The following is a 15,634-nucleotide window of genomic DNA, read 5'->3' as shown; positions in this document are numbered from 1 at the left end:
CGGGCACGGCGTGCGGCGCGAACCGCGCGCCGCCACGGACAACCCTCAGCCGCCCTGCTTCACCAGCAGCGCGGCGGCCTGCGCCTCGATCCCTTCGCCGCGGCCGAGATAGCCGAGCTTTTCGTTCGTCTTCGCCTTCACGTTCACGCGATCGAGCGGCAGCCCGAGATCGGCCGCGATGTTCGCGCGCATCCCGTCGATATGCGGTGCCAGCTTCGGCGCCTGGGCGATCACGGTGCTGTCGACGTTCTGGATCGTGAAGCCGGCCGCCTTGACGCGGGCCGCGCACTCACGCAGCAGCACGCGGCTGTCGGCGCCCTTGAATGCCGCGTCCGTGTCGGAGAAATGGCGGCCGATGTCGCCGAGCGCCGCCGCGCCGAACAGCGCGTCGGTGATCGCGTGCAGCAGCACGTCCGCATCCGAGTGGCCGAGCAGGCCGCGTTCGTACGGAATCGTCACGCCGCCGATGATGAGGGGGCGCCCCTCGACGAGCTGGTGCACGTCGTAGCCTTGTCCGATTCTGAAATCCATGCGTGTTCCGATTGAGAGGGGGTGAAAGTCAGGAAGCGTTCGCGGGGCGCGCGAGGATCGCTTCCGCGAGCGCGAAATCTTCCGGGTACGTGACCTTGAAATTGCGCAGGCTGCCCTGCACGACGCGCGGCGTATGGCCGGCCCATTCGATCGCGCTCGCTTCGTCGGTCAGGTCGTGCCCTTCGCGCTGCGCGCGCAGGATCGCCTCGCGCAGCATGCCGATGCGGAACATCTGCGGCGTCTGCGCCTGCCACAGCGCGTCGCGCGACTCGGTGCGCGCGATCGCGTCGCCGCCGGCCGGCACGCGCTTGAGCGTATCGGCAACCGGCAGCGCGACGATGCCGCCGACCGGATCGTCCTTCAGCGCCGCGACGAGCGTGCGGATCAGCTCCGGCGTGATGCCCGGGCGCGCCGCGTCGTGCACCAGCACCCAGTCCTGGTCGGTCGCGCCGAATTCGGCCAGCTCGAGCAGCCCGTTCAGCACCGACGCCTGGCGCGAGCCGCCGCCGCAGCGGCGCACCGCGAAGCGCAGGCCCGCGAAGCGGCGCGCGTCGAAATGGGAATCGTCGGGCGCGAGGACGACGAGCGTCTGCGCGAATTCGCTGCACGCGTCGAACGCGGCGAGCGTGTAGTGCAGCAGCGCGCGGCCGGCCAGCGTGCGGTATTGCTTCGGCACGGCCGAACCGGAACGGCTGCCCGTGCCGGCACAGGGAATCAGGGCGAAAAGTCGGGGAGTCACGAAGGGAAACGCCGGAAAGATGAAATCGAGAAGCGGATTTTATAATAGGTCTTTCGTCTCGACCGGCGCACCGCGATGCGCCCGTGCACGCCACCCCTGTCGTCCCTATGCCAGATAACGCTTCCACCCCGTCCGCCTCGCCCATTGCCCGCGTCAAGTCCGGCCAGCGTTTCGCCTTCGACGGCGCGCATGGTTCCGCCGACGCGCTCGCCATCGCCCGTTATCTCGCCGACAACCGCCAGGACGTGCCGCTCCTCGCGGTGATCTGCGCGAACGCGGTCGACGCGCAGCGGCTTTCGCAGGAAATCCGCTACTTCTCGCCCGACGCCCGCGTGCGCCTGCTGCCGGACTGGGAAACGCTGCCGTACGACACGTTCTCGCCGCACCAGGACCTCGTATCGGAGCGTCTCGCGACGCTGCACGATCTCGGCGAGGGCCGCTGCGACATCCTGCTCGTGCCCGCGACCACCGCGCTGTACCGGATGCCGCCCGCGTCGTTCATGGCCGCGTATACGTTCGCATTCGCGCAGGGCGAGCGGCTCGACGAGGCGAAGCTGAAGGCGCAGCTCACGCTGGCCGGCTACGAGCATGTGAGCCAGGTCGTGCGGCCCGGCGAATACTGCGTACGCGGCTCGCTGATCGACCTCTACCCGATGGGCTCGCCGCTGCCGTACCGGATCGACCTGTTCGACGACCAGGTCGACTCGATCCGCGCATTCGACCCCGACACGCAGCGCAGCCTCTACCCGGTGCGCGACGTGCGCCTGCTGCCCGGCCGCGAGTTTCCGTTCGACGAAGCCGCGCGCACGGCCTTCCGCAGCCGCTGGCGCGAGACGTTCGAAGGCGACCCGAGCCGCGCGCCGATCTACAAGGACATCGGCAACGGCGTGCCGTCGGCCGGCATCGAGTATTACCTGCCGCTGTTCTTCGACGAAACCGCCACGCTGTTCCACTACCTCCCGCAGGATGCGCACCTCGTGTTCGCCGGCGATCTCGACGCGTCGATCCGCCGCTTCACGGCGGATACGAAGCAGCGTCATGCGTTCCTCGCGCACGATCGCGAGCGGCCGATCCTCGAACCGCAGCGCCTGTTCCTGTCCGACGAGGATTTCTTCGCGTTCGCGAAGCCGTTCGCACGCGTCGTGCTGCCCGCGCAGCCGGCCGGCGGCTGGGCGACGGCGCTGCCCCAGCTCTCCGTCGATCGCCATGCCGACGATCCGCTCGCGTCGCTGCGCACGTTCGTCGAATCGTCGGGCAAGCGCGTCCTGCTGACCGTCGAATCGGCCGGCCGTCGCGAGACGATCCTGCAACTGCTCGCCGAACACCATCTGCGCCCCGCGTCGAACGACCACTTCGCGGGCTGGCTCGAGAGCGCCGAACGTTTCGCGCTCGGCGTCGCGCCGCTCGCGAACGGCTTCGCGGTGCCGGGCGAAGGTTACGCGGTCGTCACCGAGACCGAGCTGTACGGCGCGCTCGGCCGCCGCGCGGGCCGCCGCCGGCAGGAACAGGCGAGCAACGTCGACGCGATGGTGCGCGACCTGTCGGAGCTGAAGGTGGGCGACCCGGTCGTCCATGCGCAGCACGGCATCGGCCGCTACATGGGCCTCGTGTCGATGGATCTCGGCGAAGGCGAGACGGAATTCCTGCATCTCGAATACTCGGGCGACAGCAAGCTCTACGTGCCGGTCGCGCAATTGCACGTGATCTCGCGCTACAGCGGCGCCGATCCCGACAGCGCGCCGCTGCACGCACTCGGCTCCGGCCAGTGGGAGCGCGCGAAGCGCAAGGCCGCGCAGCAGATCCGCGATACGGCCGCCGAGCTGCTGAACCTGTACGCGCGCCGCGCGGCCCGCGAAGGCCACGCGTTCTCGCTCGATCCGCGCGACTACGTGAAGTTCGCCGAAAGCTTCGGCTTCGAGGAAACACCCGACCAGGCGGCAGCCATCGCGGCCGTGATCGGCGACATGACGAGCGGCAAGCCGATGGACCGCCTCGTGTGCGGCGACGTCGGCTTCGGCAAGACCGAGGTCGCGCTGCGCGCCGCGTTCATCGCGGTGCTGGGCGGCAAGCAGGTCGCGCTGCTGTCGCCGACCACGCTGCTCGCCGAGCAGCACACGCAGACCTTCGCCGACCGCTTCGCGGACTGGCCGGTGCGGATCGTCGAGCTGTCGCGCTTCAAGACGACGAAGGAAGTGAACGCGGCGATCGCGCAGATCAACGAAGGCAGCGTCGACATCGTGATCGGCACGCACAAGCTGCTGTCGTCGGACGTGCAGTTCAAGCGCCTCGGCCTCGTGATCATCGACGAGGAACACCGCTTCGGCGTGCGCCAGAAGGAAGCGCTGAAAGCGCTGCGCGCGGAAGTCGACGTGCTGACGCTCACCGCGACGCCGATCCCGCGTACGCTCGGGATGGCGCTCGAGGGGCTGCGCGACTTCTCGGTGATCGCGACCGCGCCGCAGAAGCGGCTCGCGATCAAGACCTTCGTGCGCCGCGAGGAAGAAAGCGTGATCCGCGAGGCGATGCTGCGCGAGCTGAAGCGCGGCGGCCAGGTGTACTTCCTGCACAACGAGGTCGAGACGATCGAGAACCGCAAGGCCATGCTCGAGGCGCTCGTGCCCGAGGCACGCATCGTGATCGCGCACGGCCAGATGCACGAACGCGAGCTCGAACGGGTGATGCGCGATTTCGTCGCGCAGCGCGCGAACGTGCTGCTGTGCACGACCATCATCGAGACCGGCATCGACGTGCCGAGCGCGAACACGATCATCATGCATCGCGCGGACAAGTTCGGCCTCGCGCAGCTCCACCAGTTGCGCGGCCGCGTCGGCCGCTCGCACCACCAGGCATACGCGTACCTGCTCGTGCACGATCCGCAGGCGCTGACCAAGCAGGCGCAGCGCCGGCTGGAAGCGATCCAGCAGATGGAGGAACTCGGTTCGGGCTTCTATCTCGCGATGCACGACCTCGAGATCCGCGGCACCGGCGAAGTGCTCGGCGACAAGCAGTCGGGCGAGATCCACGAGATCGGCTTCCAGCTCTATACGGACATGCTGAACGACGCGGTGAAGGCGCTGAAGAACGGCAAGGAGCCCGACCTCACCGCCCCGCTCGCCGCGACGACGGAAATCAACCTGCATGCGCCGGCGATCCTGCCGGCCGACTACTGCGCGGACGTGCAGGAGCGGCTGTCGCTGTACAAGCGGCTCGCGAACTGCGAGCACGGCGACGCGATCGACGGTATCCAGGAAGAACTGATCGACCGCTTCGGCAAGCTGCCGCCGCAGGCGCACGCGCTGGTCGAGACGCACCGGCTGCGGATCGCCGCGAAGCCGCTCGGCATCGTGAAGATCGATGCGAGCGAGGCCGCGATCGGGCTGCAGTTCGAGCCGAATCCGCCGATCGATCCGATGCGGATCATCGAGATGGTGCAGAAGCACCGGCACATCAAGCTGGCGGGCCAGGACAAGCTGCGGATCGAGACGCGCTCGCCCGACCTCGCGATCCGCGTGTCGACGATCAAGGAAACGCTGCGCGCGCTCGCCCCGAGGCAGGGCGCGGTGGCCGCGGCGCGCTGACGGGTCGTGACGCGGTACTGACGGCCGCGCCGATGCTGCACCGCACTGCGCGCGGCGCGGGCGGGCCGGCGCGTTTTTGAGTATGATTTTCGCATTCATCAGACGGAGTTTTGCCATGTCCACTCTCGACGCCGCGGCGCCGTCCACCGACACCCAGGGCGACGCGTCGCTCGTCAGCCTGCCCTGGATCAAGCAACTGGTGTCGATGGACACGACGAGCCGCGTGCCGAACCTCGGCCTGATCGAAACGGTGCGCGACGCGCTCGCCGCGAAAGGCATCGCATCGACGATCACGCACGATCCACGCGAAGGCTGGGCGAACCTGTTCGCGACCGTGCCCGCGCACGACGGCTCGACGAACGGCGGCATCGTGCTGTCGGGGCATACCGACGTCGTGCCGGTCGACGGCCAGCAATGGGACAGCAACCCGTTCGCGCCGGAAATCCGCGACGGCCGCCTGTACGGCCGCGGCACCTGCGACATGAAGGGTTTCATCGGCGCCGCGCTCGCGCTGCTGCCCGAGATGCAGGCGACGAAGCTCGCGAAGCCGATCCATTTCGCGCTGTCCTACGACGAGGAAATCGGCTGCGCCGGCGCGCCGCTGATGATCGCCGACCTCGTCAAGCGCGGCGTGCAACCGTCGGGCTGCATCGTCGGCGAGCCGACCAGCATGCGGCCGATCATCGCGCACAAGGGCATCAACGCATACCGCTGCTGCGTGCGCGGCCACGCGGCGCATTCGTCGCTGACGCCGAAGGGGCTGAACGCGATCGAGTATGCGGCGCGCCTCATCTGCCACATCCGCGACATCGCCGACCGCTTCCGCGCCGAAGGCCCGTTCGACGCGCTGTACGACGTGCCGTTCACGACCGCGCAGACGAGCACGATCCAGGGCGGCAACGCGATCAACACGGTGCCGGCCGAGTGCCGCTTCGACTTCGAATTCCGCAACCTGCCGACGCTCGATCCCGAGCAGATCTTCACGCGCATCGAAGCGTATGCACGGGAAACGCTGCTGCCGCAGATGCTTCGCGAGCATCCGAATGCCGCGATCGAATTTTCGAAGATCGCCGCGGCGCCCGGCCTCGACGCAACCGAACAGGCCGCGATCACGCAACTCGTGCGCGCGCTGACGGCGGACCAGGACAAGCGCAAGGTCGCATACGGCACCGAGGCCGGCCTGTTCGAACGCGCGGGCATCCCGAGCGTCGTATGCGGGCCCGGCAACATCGAGCAGGCGCACAAGCCGAACGAATATGTCGAGCTCGCGCAGCTCGCCGGCTGCGAGCAGTTCCTGCGCAAGTTCATCCGCAGCATGTCGGTCGACGCGCACTGACTGCCTCCCGCCACGCCGGCCCGCGTGTGCGGGCCGGCCCACTCCGCCACCCGCCACGTCATGTCGACTGAACAACAGGGCACGGCCCATACGACGATCGACGGCGAGCCGATCCCGACGCTCGACGAAATCGCCGCGCAGCATTTCGCGCTGTCGCCCTGGGTCGCGCGCACGCCCGTGTTCGAACGCGCCGACCTGCCGTCCCTCGAGGGCACGCACGTCAACTTCAAGTTCGAGCTGCTGCAGGTGAGCGGCAGCTTCAAGGCGCGCGGCGCATTCACGAACCTGCTTGCGCTCGACGAGGCCCGCAAGAACGCGGGCGTCACCTGCGTGTCGGCCGGCAATCACGCGGCGGCCGTCGCGTATGCGGCCATGCGGCTCGGCAGCAGCGCCAAGGTCGTGATGTTCCACACCGCGAGCCCGACGCGCATCGCGCAGTGCAAGCAGTACCGCGCGGAAGTCGTGCTGGCCGGCAGCGCGTCGCAGGCGTTCGATCTGGTGCGCCGGATCGAGGCCGAGGAGGGCCGCTTCTTCATCCATCCGTTCAACGGCTATCACACGATCCTCGGCACCGCGACGCTCGGCTACGAATGGGCGACGCAGACCCCCGACCTCGACGCGGTGATCGTACCGATCGGCGGCGGCGGGCTCGCGGCCGGCATGGCGACCGCGCTGCGGCTCGCGAATCCGCGCGTGCACGTGTACGGCGTCGAGCCGGAAGGCGCCGACGCGATGAGTCGCAGCTTCGCGGCCAATCACACGATCAAGATGAGCGCGATGCAAACGATCGCCGATTCGCTGATGGCGCCGCATACCGAGGAATACAGCTACCAGCTGTGCCGGCGCCACGTCGACCGCATCGTCACCGTGTCCGACGACGCGCTGCGTGCCGCGATGCTGTTCCTGTTCTCGCAACTGAAGCTGTCGGTCGAACCGGCATGCGCGGCCGCCCTCGCCGCGCTGCTCGGCCCGCTGCGCGAAACGCTGCAGGGCAAGCGCGTCGGCGTGCTGCTGTCGGGCACGAATACCGACCCGGGTACGCTCGGCATGCATCTCGCGCACGCGAAACCGCAGCACTGATCGCGCGCCGGGCGTCAGCGAACCAACCTAGGGTTATCCCCAGATTATGTTGACAGCCCTGTTGATAACCCGCCGGACAAACACGCAAGTGGTTGAGCGCGCAGCGTTTTGCGCGCACGGAGGTCGATCGACACGAATTGGGCAGATGCGGCCTTCAGCCACCTGCCCCAAGACCTGGTGGCACCGCGCGGCGCCCATGATCGGCGGCGTCGCGATCGCACTGCTCGCCGGTTGCGCGGCACCGCCCCCGCCCGCCGCCGGCACGGCGCCGGCCTGCACCCAGCCGGGCGAGAGCCGCATGCTGCAGGCCGACCTGCTGTTCGGGCGCGACATCGCGGGACACGGCTCCGTCACCGATGCGGAACGCGCGGCGTTTCTCGCCGACACGGTCACGCCGCGTTTTCCCGACGGCCTGACCTACTGGGATACGCACGGCCAATGGCGCGACCGCACGAGCGGCGGTATCACGCGCGAGGACAGCTTCGTGATCCGTATCATCGCCGACGATACGCCCGACACGCGCGTGCGGCTCGCCGCGATCCGCAAGGCCTATATGCAGCGGTTTCATCAGGAATCGGTCGGCATGACGGTGGTGCCTGCCTGCGCGTCGTTCTGATTCGGCCGCTCCCGCTTGCGTCGACCCACAAAAAAAACGGGCGCCCGAAGGCGCCCGTCGCATGCATGAACAGCGGTATCCCGCTTACTTGTTCTCGAACATGTCCATGATCTGCTGCTTCTCCTGCGGCGTGACGGGCGGCGGCGCCAGCCCGGCCGCACCGGCCGAACCCAGCGCGTCGTTCGCGCTGATCGCGTTCTCGGCCGGGTTGATGTCGACGTTCGCGACGAAGCCGTTGCCCGGCGTGCGATCGGCGTAGTACAGCTCACCGTCGATCGAGGTCAGGCCGTCCGGCATCGGCATCTGCTGCTCGGGCACGCCGTTCAGCGCGGTGCGCATGTAGTTCACCCAGATCGGCAGTGCGAGCTGCGCGCCGAACTCGCGGCTGCCGAGGCTCTTCGGCTGGTCGAAGCCCATCCATGCAACCGCGACGAGCGATTGCTGGTAGCCGGCGAACCAGCCGTCCTTCGCGTCGTTCGTCGTACCGGTCTTGCCCTGCAGGTCGCTGCGGCCCAGTGCGTTGGTGCCCGCGCCCGTGCCGGCCGTCGCGACCGAATGCAGCAGGCTGTTCATCACGTACGCGTTGCGGCCTTCGATCGTGCGCGGCGCCGTGCTGCCCGCCAGCACCGGCTGCGACTTCTGCAGCGGCTGGCCGCGCGCGTCGTCGACCTCGGCGATCAGGTACGGATCGACCTTGTAGCCGCCGTTCGCGAACACCGCATAACCCGTCGCGAGCTGCAGCGGCGTCACGAGGCCCGCGCCGAGCGCCATCGGCAGGTAAGGCGGCGTCTTCGCGGGATCGAAGCCGAAGCGCTGCGTCACGTACTGCTGCGCATACTGCGTGCCGATCGACGCGAGGATCCGGATCGACACGAGGTTCTTCGAACGCTGCAGGCCGGTACGCATCGTCATCGGGCCGTCCGGCTGGTCGTCGTCCTTCGGCTCCCAGGCGGTGCCGCCCGGCACGCTCGGCGGGAAGTACAGCGGCGCGTCGTTGATCATCGTCGCTGGCCCCATGCCCTTGTCGAGCGACGCCGAGTAGATGAACGGCTTGAACGACGAGCCCGGCTGCCGCCATGCCTGCGTCACGTGGTTGAACTTGCTCTTGTTGAAGTCGAAGCCGCCGACGAGCGAGCGGATCGCGCCATCCTGCGGCGCGATCGCGACGAGCGCGCCTTCGACCTGCGGCAACTGCACGACCTGCCAGCCCGTCTTGCCGTCCTTCAGCACGCGCACGACCGAGCCCGGCTTGATGCGCAGCGTATCGTTCGCGCGCGGGCTCAATGCGGCCGACACGAAGCGCAGCCCGGCCGGCCCGATCGTCGTGGTCGCGCCGCCGACGAACTGCACCTCGACCGCGTTCGGCGACGCCGACAGCACGACTGCCGACTGCAGGTCGCCGTTGTCCGGGTGATCGGCGAGCGCGTCGTCGATCGCCTCGTCGCGGTCGTCGCCGGCCGCGGGCAGCTGGATCGACGCTTCCGGCCCGCGATAGCCGTGGCGGCGCTCGTAGTCGAGAATGCCGCGACGCACGGCCTGGTACGCGGCTTCCTGGTCGGCCGAATTGATCGTCGTCGTGACGGTCAGCCCGCGCGTATAGGTTTCGTCCTTGTACTGCTGATACATCATCTGCCGCACCATCTCGGCGACGTACTCGCCGTGCACCGCGTACTGGTTGCCCGGCGTGCGCACGTGGATCTCTTCCTTCACGGCCTCGTCGTACTGCGGCTGCGTGATGTAGCCGACCTCGAGCATGCGCTTCAGGATGTATTCCTGGCGCACCTTCGCGCGTTTCGGATTGACGACCGGGTTATAGGCGGACGGCGCCTTCGGCAGCCCCGCGAGCATCGCCGCTTCCGCGAGCGTGATGTCCTTCAGGTCCTTGCCGAAATACACGCGCGCGGCGGCCGCGAAGCCGTACGAGCGCTGGCCGAGATAGATCTGGTTCATGTACAGCTCGAGGATCTGGTCCTTCGTCAGGGCCTTCTCGATCTTGTACGCGAGCAGCATTTCGTAAATCTTGCGCGTGTAGGTCTTCTCGCTCGACAGGAAGAAGTTGCGCGCGACCTGCATCGTGATCGTGCTCGCGCCCTGGCGCGCGCCGCCGTGCATCAGGTCGGCGACGCCCGCGCGCAGGATGCCGACGAAGTCGACACCGCCGTGCTCGTAGAAGCGGTAGTCCTCGATCGCGAGCACGGCCTTCTTCATCACGTCGGGAATGTCCTGGAACCGCACGAGGCTGCGGCGCTCCTCGCCGAACTCGCCGATCAGCACGTGATCGGCCGTGAACACGCGCAGCGGCACCTTCGGCTGGTAATTGGTCAGCGCATCGAGCGACGGCAGTTGCGGCGCCATCACGACCAGCGCGTAGCCGACGATCAGCGCGCCGACGATCGCCAGCGTCGCGAACAGGCCGGCGAACCACAGCGCGACGCGCGAGCCGAACGAGCGACGGCGCCCTCCGCCGCCGCTGCTGCGCTGGGTGCGGCGGTCGTCGTCGCGATCGTCGTCATCGGGGTAATAGGCTCCGGACGGCGAACGGCGCAGCGTGTAGTGGGGTTCGTTCCTGTCGGAAGAAGAAGGCGGTCGTTTGATAATTGGCATGTCGGAATGGCGGGCGTACGTGGCACCCTCGGACGCATGCGGAAATGCAAGCGGATGAATCAGAGCGGGTACAGCGTGATGCGGCTGTCACGTCGACAGACCCCGCCGCGCGGCGATCCGTTCCCGCGACGTGACAGCGCATTTTAATGAAATCGACCGGGTGCCTTCGCGATTTTTTGTAAAAATTCCCGCAATGCCGTGATTTGAGGAACGTATTGTCGGCATCCTCTGCCTATCATGGACACGCAATATGGTGCGCACGGTCGATTTTCTTTCAACCGCGAAAGGTTCGACATCCTGATGCGCACGCCGCTTGAAGTCGCGCGTTTAAGCCGTATTTAAGTGAACCGGTGGTGTAATATCCGCCGGCTCATGCGGGTCGGAACCGGCTCGCTACGGGCACTGCCGCGGTGACGCGGCGCCTTTCAATCACGGAGGATTTCATGTCGCTTTTCGACTCTGTTTCGCGCACGATCAAAGGCCTGCTGAACGATGCGGCCGATTCGGTACAGGATCCGTCGCGCGACGCACGGCAGATCGTGCGGGAGCTCGACGACAGCATCGGTCGTGCCGAGAATTCGCTGATCGAGATCGAGGCACAGGTCGCGACCCAGCGCAGCAAGCGCGATGCGGCCGACGACAAGGTGAAGAAGTACGAGGACGGCGCGAAGCGCGCGCTGCAGGCCGGCGACGAGGCACTCGCACGCGAGGCGCTCAGCGCGCAGTCGAACGCGGAAGCCGAGCGTGACGCGCTCGCGGCCGAACTGTCGACGCTCGAGCCGTCGGTCGACAAGCTGAAGGGGCAGATCGCCGACATGCGTCAGCGCCGCAACGACCTGAATGCACGCTCGAACATCCTGCAGGCCAAGCAGGAAATCGCACAGGCGAAGGACGTCGCGGCCAGCGCGCTGGGCGGCATCGGCGGCAAGAACCTGTCCGAGGATTTCCAGAAGCTCGAGGACAAGGTCGCGCTGCAGAACGCCCGCTCGGACGCGCGCCTCAATTCCGCCGACACGTCGAGCGGCAAGGCACTCGACGACAAGCTCGCCGCGCTGAACAAGGGCCCGTCGGTCGAGGATCGCCTCGCCGCGCTGAAGAAGCAGCTCGACACGCCCGCGCAGTAACGGCAACTGCGGGCAACCGCGCCGCCGCCCGCCCCGGGCGCGCGGCGCGAACCGATCGTCAGGAGACGGGCGCCTGCGCCCGGTTCGACCATGAAGAAATCTCTCGCCGCACTCGGCCTCTCGCTGATGTTGCTGTCGTCCGCCGCGTTTGCGGTCCCGTCGCTGCAGCAGGTCGAGCAGTCGATCGCGCAACGCAACTGGCAGCAGGCCGACACGCAGCTGTCGCAAGTCATCGACGCCCATCCGAACAACGCGCACGCGCGCTACCTGTATGCACAGGTGCTGGACCGCGAGGGCCGCGCGTCCGATGCGCTCGCGCAGCTGCAGCGCGCGAAGTCGCTCGATCCGCAACTGAAGTTCACCGATGCGTCGCGCTTTGCCCAGACGGAGTCGCGCATTCGCGCCGACGCCGCGCGCGTGAGCGGCAACGTGCCGTCGGCGACGCAGGCCGGTACGCTGCAATCGTCGCTCGCGCCCGCTGCCGCGCCGGCCGAAAAACACGGCCCGTCGACCGGCATGTGGATCGGCCTCGGGCTGATCGTCGCGGTGATCGCGCTGGTGCTGCGCTGGACGCTGCGGCGCGCGCGCACGGCCGATGACAGCCGCGCCGACGACGAGCGCCGCACGCAGCTCAAGCGCGCCACCGACGTGCTGAACGACATCCGCCCGCTGAAGCTCGACGCGAAGCTGTCGACGGCGCCGGGGGCCGCGGCGCTCACGGGCGAACTCGAAGCGATCGAGACCGACGCGCGCACGCTCGTCGAAACGCTGTCCAACGGCAAGAATCCGGTACCGCCCTATCGCGTCGACGAACTCGAACAGCGCCATGCGAGCGTCAAGGCACGCGTCGAAGGGCGTCCCGACCCGGCCGCGCAACCTGCTGCACCGGCGAACGGCAGCGGCTCCGTGTATGCACAGGAAGCCGATCGCATGACGGGCGCGCAGGGCCAGCCGTATCCGCCGCAACCCTACCCGCAACAGCAGCCGCCCGTCGTGATCCAGCAAGGCGGCGGCGGTTTCGGCGGCGGCATGGGCGGGCTGCTGACGGGCGTATTGCTCGGCGAGGCGATGTCGGGCGGCCGCGAGCGCGTGGTCGAACGCGACGTGATCGTCGACGGCGAACGCCACCGGCAGGAGAACGACCCGGGCTTCGACCTGGGCCGCGGCGATGCGTCGAACTGGAGCGACGGCAACGGCGGCGGCGGCATGGACCTCGGCAGCAACGACGACGGCTGGACCGACGACAACACCTGACGCCGCGCAGCGCGTCGACACGCCCGCGACGCGCTGCAACGCACGCCACGCTCCCCTTCATCGCCGGCCGCGCCGACGCGCGGATTTTGTCAATCATTTCAAGATGGACTACCGGCAATGGGGAGCGTTCGCTATCATGCGGCCATCGGCGTGCCACCGACCCTCATTCGACGCTCTGCATCCCCGCGCGTCGCGGCACGCCTCCCCTCGCCCCCAACAGGAGAAAGCCGCTCATGAGCATCATCAAGGAATTCAAGGAGTTCGCCGTCAAGGGCAACGTCATGGATCTCGCCGTCGGCGTGATCATCGGCGGCGCGTTCTCGAAGATCGTCGACTCGGTCGTGAAAGACCTCATCATGCCGGTGATCGGCGTGCTGACGGGCGGTCTGGATTTCTCGAACAAGTTCGTTCTGCTCGGCACCATCCCCCCGACGTTCAAGGGTAATCCCGATTCGTTCAAGGACCTGCAGGCCGCGGGTGTCGCCGCGTTCGGCTACGGCTCGTTCATCACCGTGGCGATCAATTTCGTCATCCTCGCGTTCATCATTTTCCTGATGGTGAAATTCATCAACAAGCTGCGCAAGCCGGAAGAAGCCGCACCGGCCGCGACGCCGGAAGACACTGTGCTGCTGCGCGAGATCCGCGATTCGCTGAAGCAGCGCTGATCGCCGAGCACTCCGCCTGCCAGGCCCGCCCCGTGCGGGCCTTTTTATTGCGCGCGCGATGCACCGCCGCATGCGGCCTATCTCACTTTTTTGTGACGGGCGAATGCACGCGCGGGAAAAGCAGGTCTATGATGGAGACTAAACGACAGTACGGGCGCCAAGACGCTGACTGTGTCGATCATGGCGAGCAGGTCGACGGGAGACATTGATCGTCGTACTGCACGAAGGCAGCATTTTCGTGTGCTATAAAGGATCGACATGCGGCGTACATAGCCGGGAGTGGGTCGCATGAAAATGCCGCATTTCTTGCAATTGTTTTTGAGGCGAGTGTTTATGTCCTTCCCGAAAAAACGTCGGCGTGCCCAGCAGGATGGCCAGGAGTCATTCCTCGCGGTATTGCGCCACTCGAAACCGTTTGCCCAGCTCGACACCAAGATTGCCCGCGCCCGTGCGCAGGACGAACCCGTCCTGTACGCCCACGTGCTGCCCGGTCTCGACGTGCTCCTGTGCAGCGTGCGCGGCGCCCAGCCGCCCTATCCCGCCATCGCCGAGCTGCGCAAGCGCTGCATCGAATCGATCGCCAACGCACTCGAGCAGCCGCTCGACGGCCTCGAGAACGGTGGTTACTGGTACGAAGCGAACGGCTTCGGTTTCCTCGTGTTCGCCAGCCGTGCGCGTGCGCGCATCCTGCCCGAGTTTGGTGCAGGCACGAAAGCGAGCCTGCGCGGCGGGCTCGGCCGCCAGAACGCCGGCGACACGACACCCCGCTCCCTCGGCTGATCCGCCTGCCATTCGATGGGCCGCCTCCGGGCGGCCCATCTGCCATTCACCCGCCCCGCTTGCCCGTCACGACGCCTGGCGACGCCCGTTGCCGGGCCGCACGATGTCGATGAACGCGGCGAAATCGGCGCCGGCGAGCCCTTGCGCGGCGCCTAGCCGCAGCACCTGCTGCACGGTGGCCGACACCGGCATCACCGCACCCGTGTCGCGCGCCGCGTCGGCGATCGCATCGACGTCCTTCTGGAACGTGCCGAGCGCGCCGATCGGTGCATGACCGCCCGACGTCATGCGCGGCACGAACGTCTGCAGCAGCACCGAATCGGCCCAGCCGCCGGCCAGCGCTTCGGCCAGGCGGGCGGCATCGATGCCGCTCGCCTGCGCGAGGCCGACGGCCTCGGCAATCGCGGTCACCGTCGCGGTAACGATCGCCTGGTTGCACAGCTTCGCCGTCTGCCCCGCGCCCGCGTCGCCCATGTGCGTGATGCGCGACGCGTACGTGTCGATCAGCGGCCGCACCGTGTCGAGATCGGCCGCGCGGCCGCCGGCCATCACCGCGAGCGTGCCGGCCTGCGCACCGGGCACGCCGCCCGATACGGGCGCATCGATCCAGCCGACGCCGAGTGCGGCCGCGCGCGCCGCGTAATCGCGCGTCGCGGCGGGCGGGATGCTCGAATGATCGACGATGCGTTGCAGGCGACGCGCGGCGGCATCGCCGGCCAGCAGCCCGTGCTCGCCGAACACGACGTCGCCCACCGCGCGGCCGTCGAGCACGCACACGAATACCGTATCGACGCGCTCCGCCAGTTCACGCGGCGTGCCGGCCACTTGCGCGCCGTCCTTCACGAGCGCCTCGGCCTTGTCGCGCGAACGATTCCACACGCTGACCCGATGCCCGGCCGCCAGCAAATGCCGAATCATCGGCGCGCCCATCAATCCCGGTCCGCAAAATCCGACTTCCACGATGTTCCTCGTCTCCGATATGGGTTGCACTTGCCGCCCATCATACCTATCACTCAAGAAGCCGGGCATGCGCGGCGCCGCTTCGGGAACGCGACCTGCACCGGCGATATATGGCGATATCCCAGGGAGCGCATCATGAGCGACCACGTGTACAAGATGATCGAACTGACCGGTTCGTCACAGCAATCGAGCGACGACGCCATCCGCAACGCGATCTCGAAAGCCGGCAAGACGCTGCACAACCTGCACTGGTTCCAGGTGACCGAAACGCGCGGCCACATCGAAGGCGACCAGGTCGTTCACTGGCAGGTGACGCTGAAGGTCGGCATGCGCATCGACGACTGACGCGCCCGTCGCATCCCACGCC

At 67.7% G+C, this 15,634-nt stretch carries 13 protein-coding genes; 9 read left to right on the top strand and 4 right to left on the bottom strand.

Annotated features, from left to right (window positions below):
* Nucleotides 1–45 precede the first annotated feature (45 nt).
* Nucleotides 46–531, bottom strand: coding sequence for a 2-C-methyl-D-erythritol 2,4-cyclodiphosphate synthase (gene ispF, locus DPV79_RS07300; protein WP_089431208.1), 486 nt, complete (start codon nucleotides 529–531; stop codon nucleotides 46–48).
* A 28-nt stretch (nucleotides 532–559) separates the two neighbouring features.
* Nucleotides 560–1,270 (bottom strand): 2-C-methyl-D-erythritol 4-phosphate cytidylyltransferase, encoded by a 711-nt coding sequence (gene ispD, locus DPV79_RS07295; RefSeq protein WP_021160385.1) that lies wholly within the window; start codon nucleotides 1,268–1,270, stop codon nucleotides 560–562.
* A 107-nt stretch (nucleotides 1,271–1,377) separates the two neighbouring features.
* Between ispD and mfd the strand changes: the two genes are divergently transcribed.
* The 4 genes from mfd to DPV79_RS07275 all read left to right on the top strand — a co-directional run bounded on the left by mfd (nucleotide 1,378) and on the right by DPV79_RS07275 (nucleotide 7,880).
* Entirely contained in the window at nucleotides 1,378–4,848 is a 3,471-nt protein-coding gene (gene mfd / locus DPV79_RS07290; protein WP_113045094.1) for a transcription-repair coupling factor, read from the top strand.
* A 115-nt stretch (nucleotides 4,849–4,963) separates the two neighbouring features.
* Nucleotides 4,964–6,184, top strand: a complete 1,221-nt coding sequence (gene argE / locus DPV79_RS07285; RefSeq protein ID WP_113045093.1) for an acetylornithine deacetylase — start codon at nucleotides 4,964–4,966, stop codon at nucleotides 6,182–6,184.
* Between the two features lie 60 nt (nucleotides 6,185–6,244).
* Nucleotides 6,245–7,264: a threonine/serine dehydratase family protein gene (locus DPV79_RS07280; protein WP_021160381.1), complete on the top strand. Its 1,020-nt coding sequence runs from the start codon at nucleotides 6,245–6,247 to the stop codon at nucleotides 7,262–7,264.
* A 196-nt stretch (nucleotides 7,265–7,460) separates the two neighbouring features.
* Nucleotides 7,461–7,880 (top strand): DUF3574 domain-containing protein, encoded by a 420-nt coding sequence (locus DPV79_RS07275; RefSeq protein ID WP_244321720.1) that lies wholly within the window; start codon nucleotides 7,461–7,463, stop codon nucleotides 7,878–7,880.
* 84 nt (nucleotides 7,881–7,964) lie between these two features.
* On the opposite strand, the gene DPV79_RS07270 is transcribed toward DPV79_RS07275, so the two are convergent.
* A complete protein-coding gene (locus tag DPV79_RS07270; RefSeq protein WP_021160379.1) occupies nucleotides 7,965–10,484 on the bottom strand; it encodes a penicillin-binding protein 1A in 2,520 nt (839 codons plus the stop codon).
* Nucleotides 10,485–10,927: 443 nt separating this feature from the next.
* On the opposite strand from DPV79_RS07270, the gene DPV79_RS07265 reads away from it, so the two are divergent.
* The 4 genes from DPV79_RS07265 (at nucleotide 10,928) to DPV79_RS07250 (ending at nucleotide 14,307) form a co-directional block, all read left to right on the top strand.
* Nucleotides 10,928–11,608, top strand: coding sequence for a PspA/IM30 family protein (locus DPV79_RS07265; RefSeq protein WP_113045091.1), 681 nt, complete (start codon nucleotides 10,928–10,930; stop codon nucleotides 11,606–11,608).
* 90 nt (nucleotides 11,609–11,698) lie between these two features.
* On the top strand, nucleotides 11,699–12,862 hold the full coding sequence (locus tag DPV79_RS07260) for a tetratricopeptide repeat protein (RefSeq protein ID WP_060220125.1): 1,164 nt from the start codon (nucleotides 11,699–11,701) through the stop codon (nucleotides 12,860–12,862).
* 233 nt (nucleotides 12,863–13,095) lie between these two features.
* Nucleotides 13,096–13,527 (top strand): large conductance mechanosensitive channel protein MscL, encoded by a 432-nt coding sequence (gene mscL / locus DPV79_RS07255; protein WP_006487991.1) that lies wholly within the window; start codon nucleotides 13,096–13,098, stop codon nucleotides 13,525–13,527.
* 333 nt (nucleotides 13,528–13,860) lie between these two features.
* A complete protein-coding gene (locus DPV79_RS07250) occupies nucleotides 13,861–14,307 on the top strand; it encodes a hypothetical protein (protein WP_027784713.1) in 447 nt (148 codons plus the stop codon).
* Nucleotides 14,308–14,373: 66 nt separating this feature from the next.
* On the opposite strand, the gene DPV79_RS07245 is transcribed toward DPV79_RS07250, so the two are convergent.
* Entirely contained in the window at nucleotides 14,374–15,267 is an 894-nt protein-coding gene (locus DPV79_RS07245) for an NAD(P)-dependent oxidoreductase (RefSeq protein WP_048020970.1), read from the bottom strand.
* Nucleotides 15,268–15,402: 135 nt separating this feature from the next.
* Here DPV79_RS07245 and DPV79_RS07240 point away from each other — a divergent pair, with 135 nt between their 5' ends.
* On the top strand, nucleotides 15,403–15,612 hold the full coding sequence (locus tag DPV79_RS07240) for a dodecin (protein WP_021160372.1): 210 nt from the start codon (nucleotides 15,403–15,405) through the stop codon (nucleotides 15,610–15,612).
* Nucleotides 15,613–15,634 lie beyond the last annotated feature (22 nt).

The sequence above is a fragment of the Burkholderia reimsis genome (assembly GCF_003294055.1).
Classification (GTDB): domain Bacteria; phylum Pseudomonadota; class Gammaproteobacteria; order Burkholderiales; family Burkholderiaceae; genus Burkholderia; species Burkholderia cepacia.
The sequence above is the reverse complement of the archived record's forward strand: the minus strand, read 5'-3'. Positions and strand labels throughout refer to the sequence as shown.

What these genes read in the sequence shown, in the direction of transcription:
- DPV79_RS07260 (WP_060220125.1), top strand. Translation starts at nt 11,699, where the DNA reads ATGAAGAAATCTCTCGCCGCACTCGGCCTCTCGCTGATGTTGCTGTCG.
- DPV79_RS07265 (WP_113045091.1), top strand. Translation starts at nt 10,928, where the DNA reads ATGTCGCTTTTCGACTCTGTTTCGCGCACGATCAAAGGCCTGCTGAAC.
- DPV79_RS07270 (WP_021160379.1), bottom strand. Translation starts at nt 10,484, where the DNA reads ATGCCAATTATCAAACGACCGCCTTCTTCTTCCGACAGGAACGAACCC.
- DPV79_RS07280 (WP_021160381.1), top strand. Translation starts at nt 6,245, where the DNA reads ATGTCGACTGAACAACAGGGCACGGCCCATACGACGATCGACGGCGAG.
- DPV79_RS07275 (WP_244321720.1), top strand. Translation starts at nt 7,461, where the DNA reads ATGATCGGCGGCGTCGCGATCGCACTGCTCGCCGGTTGCGCGGCACCG.
- mfd (WP_113045094.1), top strand. Translation starts at nt 1,378, where the DNA reads ATGCCAGATAACGCTTCCACCCCGTCCGCCTCGCCCATTGCCCGCGTC.
- DPV79_RS07240 (WP_021160372.1), top strand. Translation starts at nt 15,403, where the DNA reads ATGAGCGACCACGTGTACAAGATGATCGAACTGACCGGTTCGTCACAG.
- DPV79_RS07250 (WP_027784713.1), top strand. Translation starts at nt 13,861, where the DNA reads ATGTCCTTCCCGAAAAAACGTCGGCGTGCCCAGCAGGATGGCCAGGAG.
- ispF (WP_089431208.1), bottom strand. Translation starts at nt 531, where the DNA reads ATGGATTTCAGAATCGGACAAGGCTACGACGTGCACCAGCTCGTCGAG.
- argE (WP_113045093.1), top strand. Translation starts at nt 4,964, where the DNA reads ATGTCCACTCTCGACGCCGCGGCGCCGTCCACCGACACCCAGGGCGAC.
- mscL (WP_006487991.1), top strand. Translation starts at nt 13,096, where the DNA reads ATGAGCATCATCAAGGAATTCAAGGAGTTCGCCGTCAAGGGCAACGTC.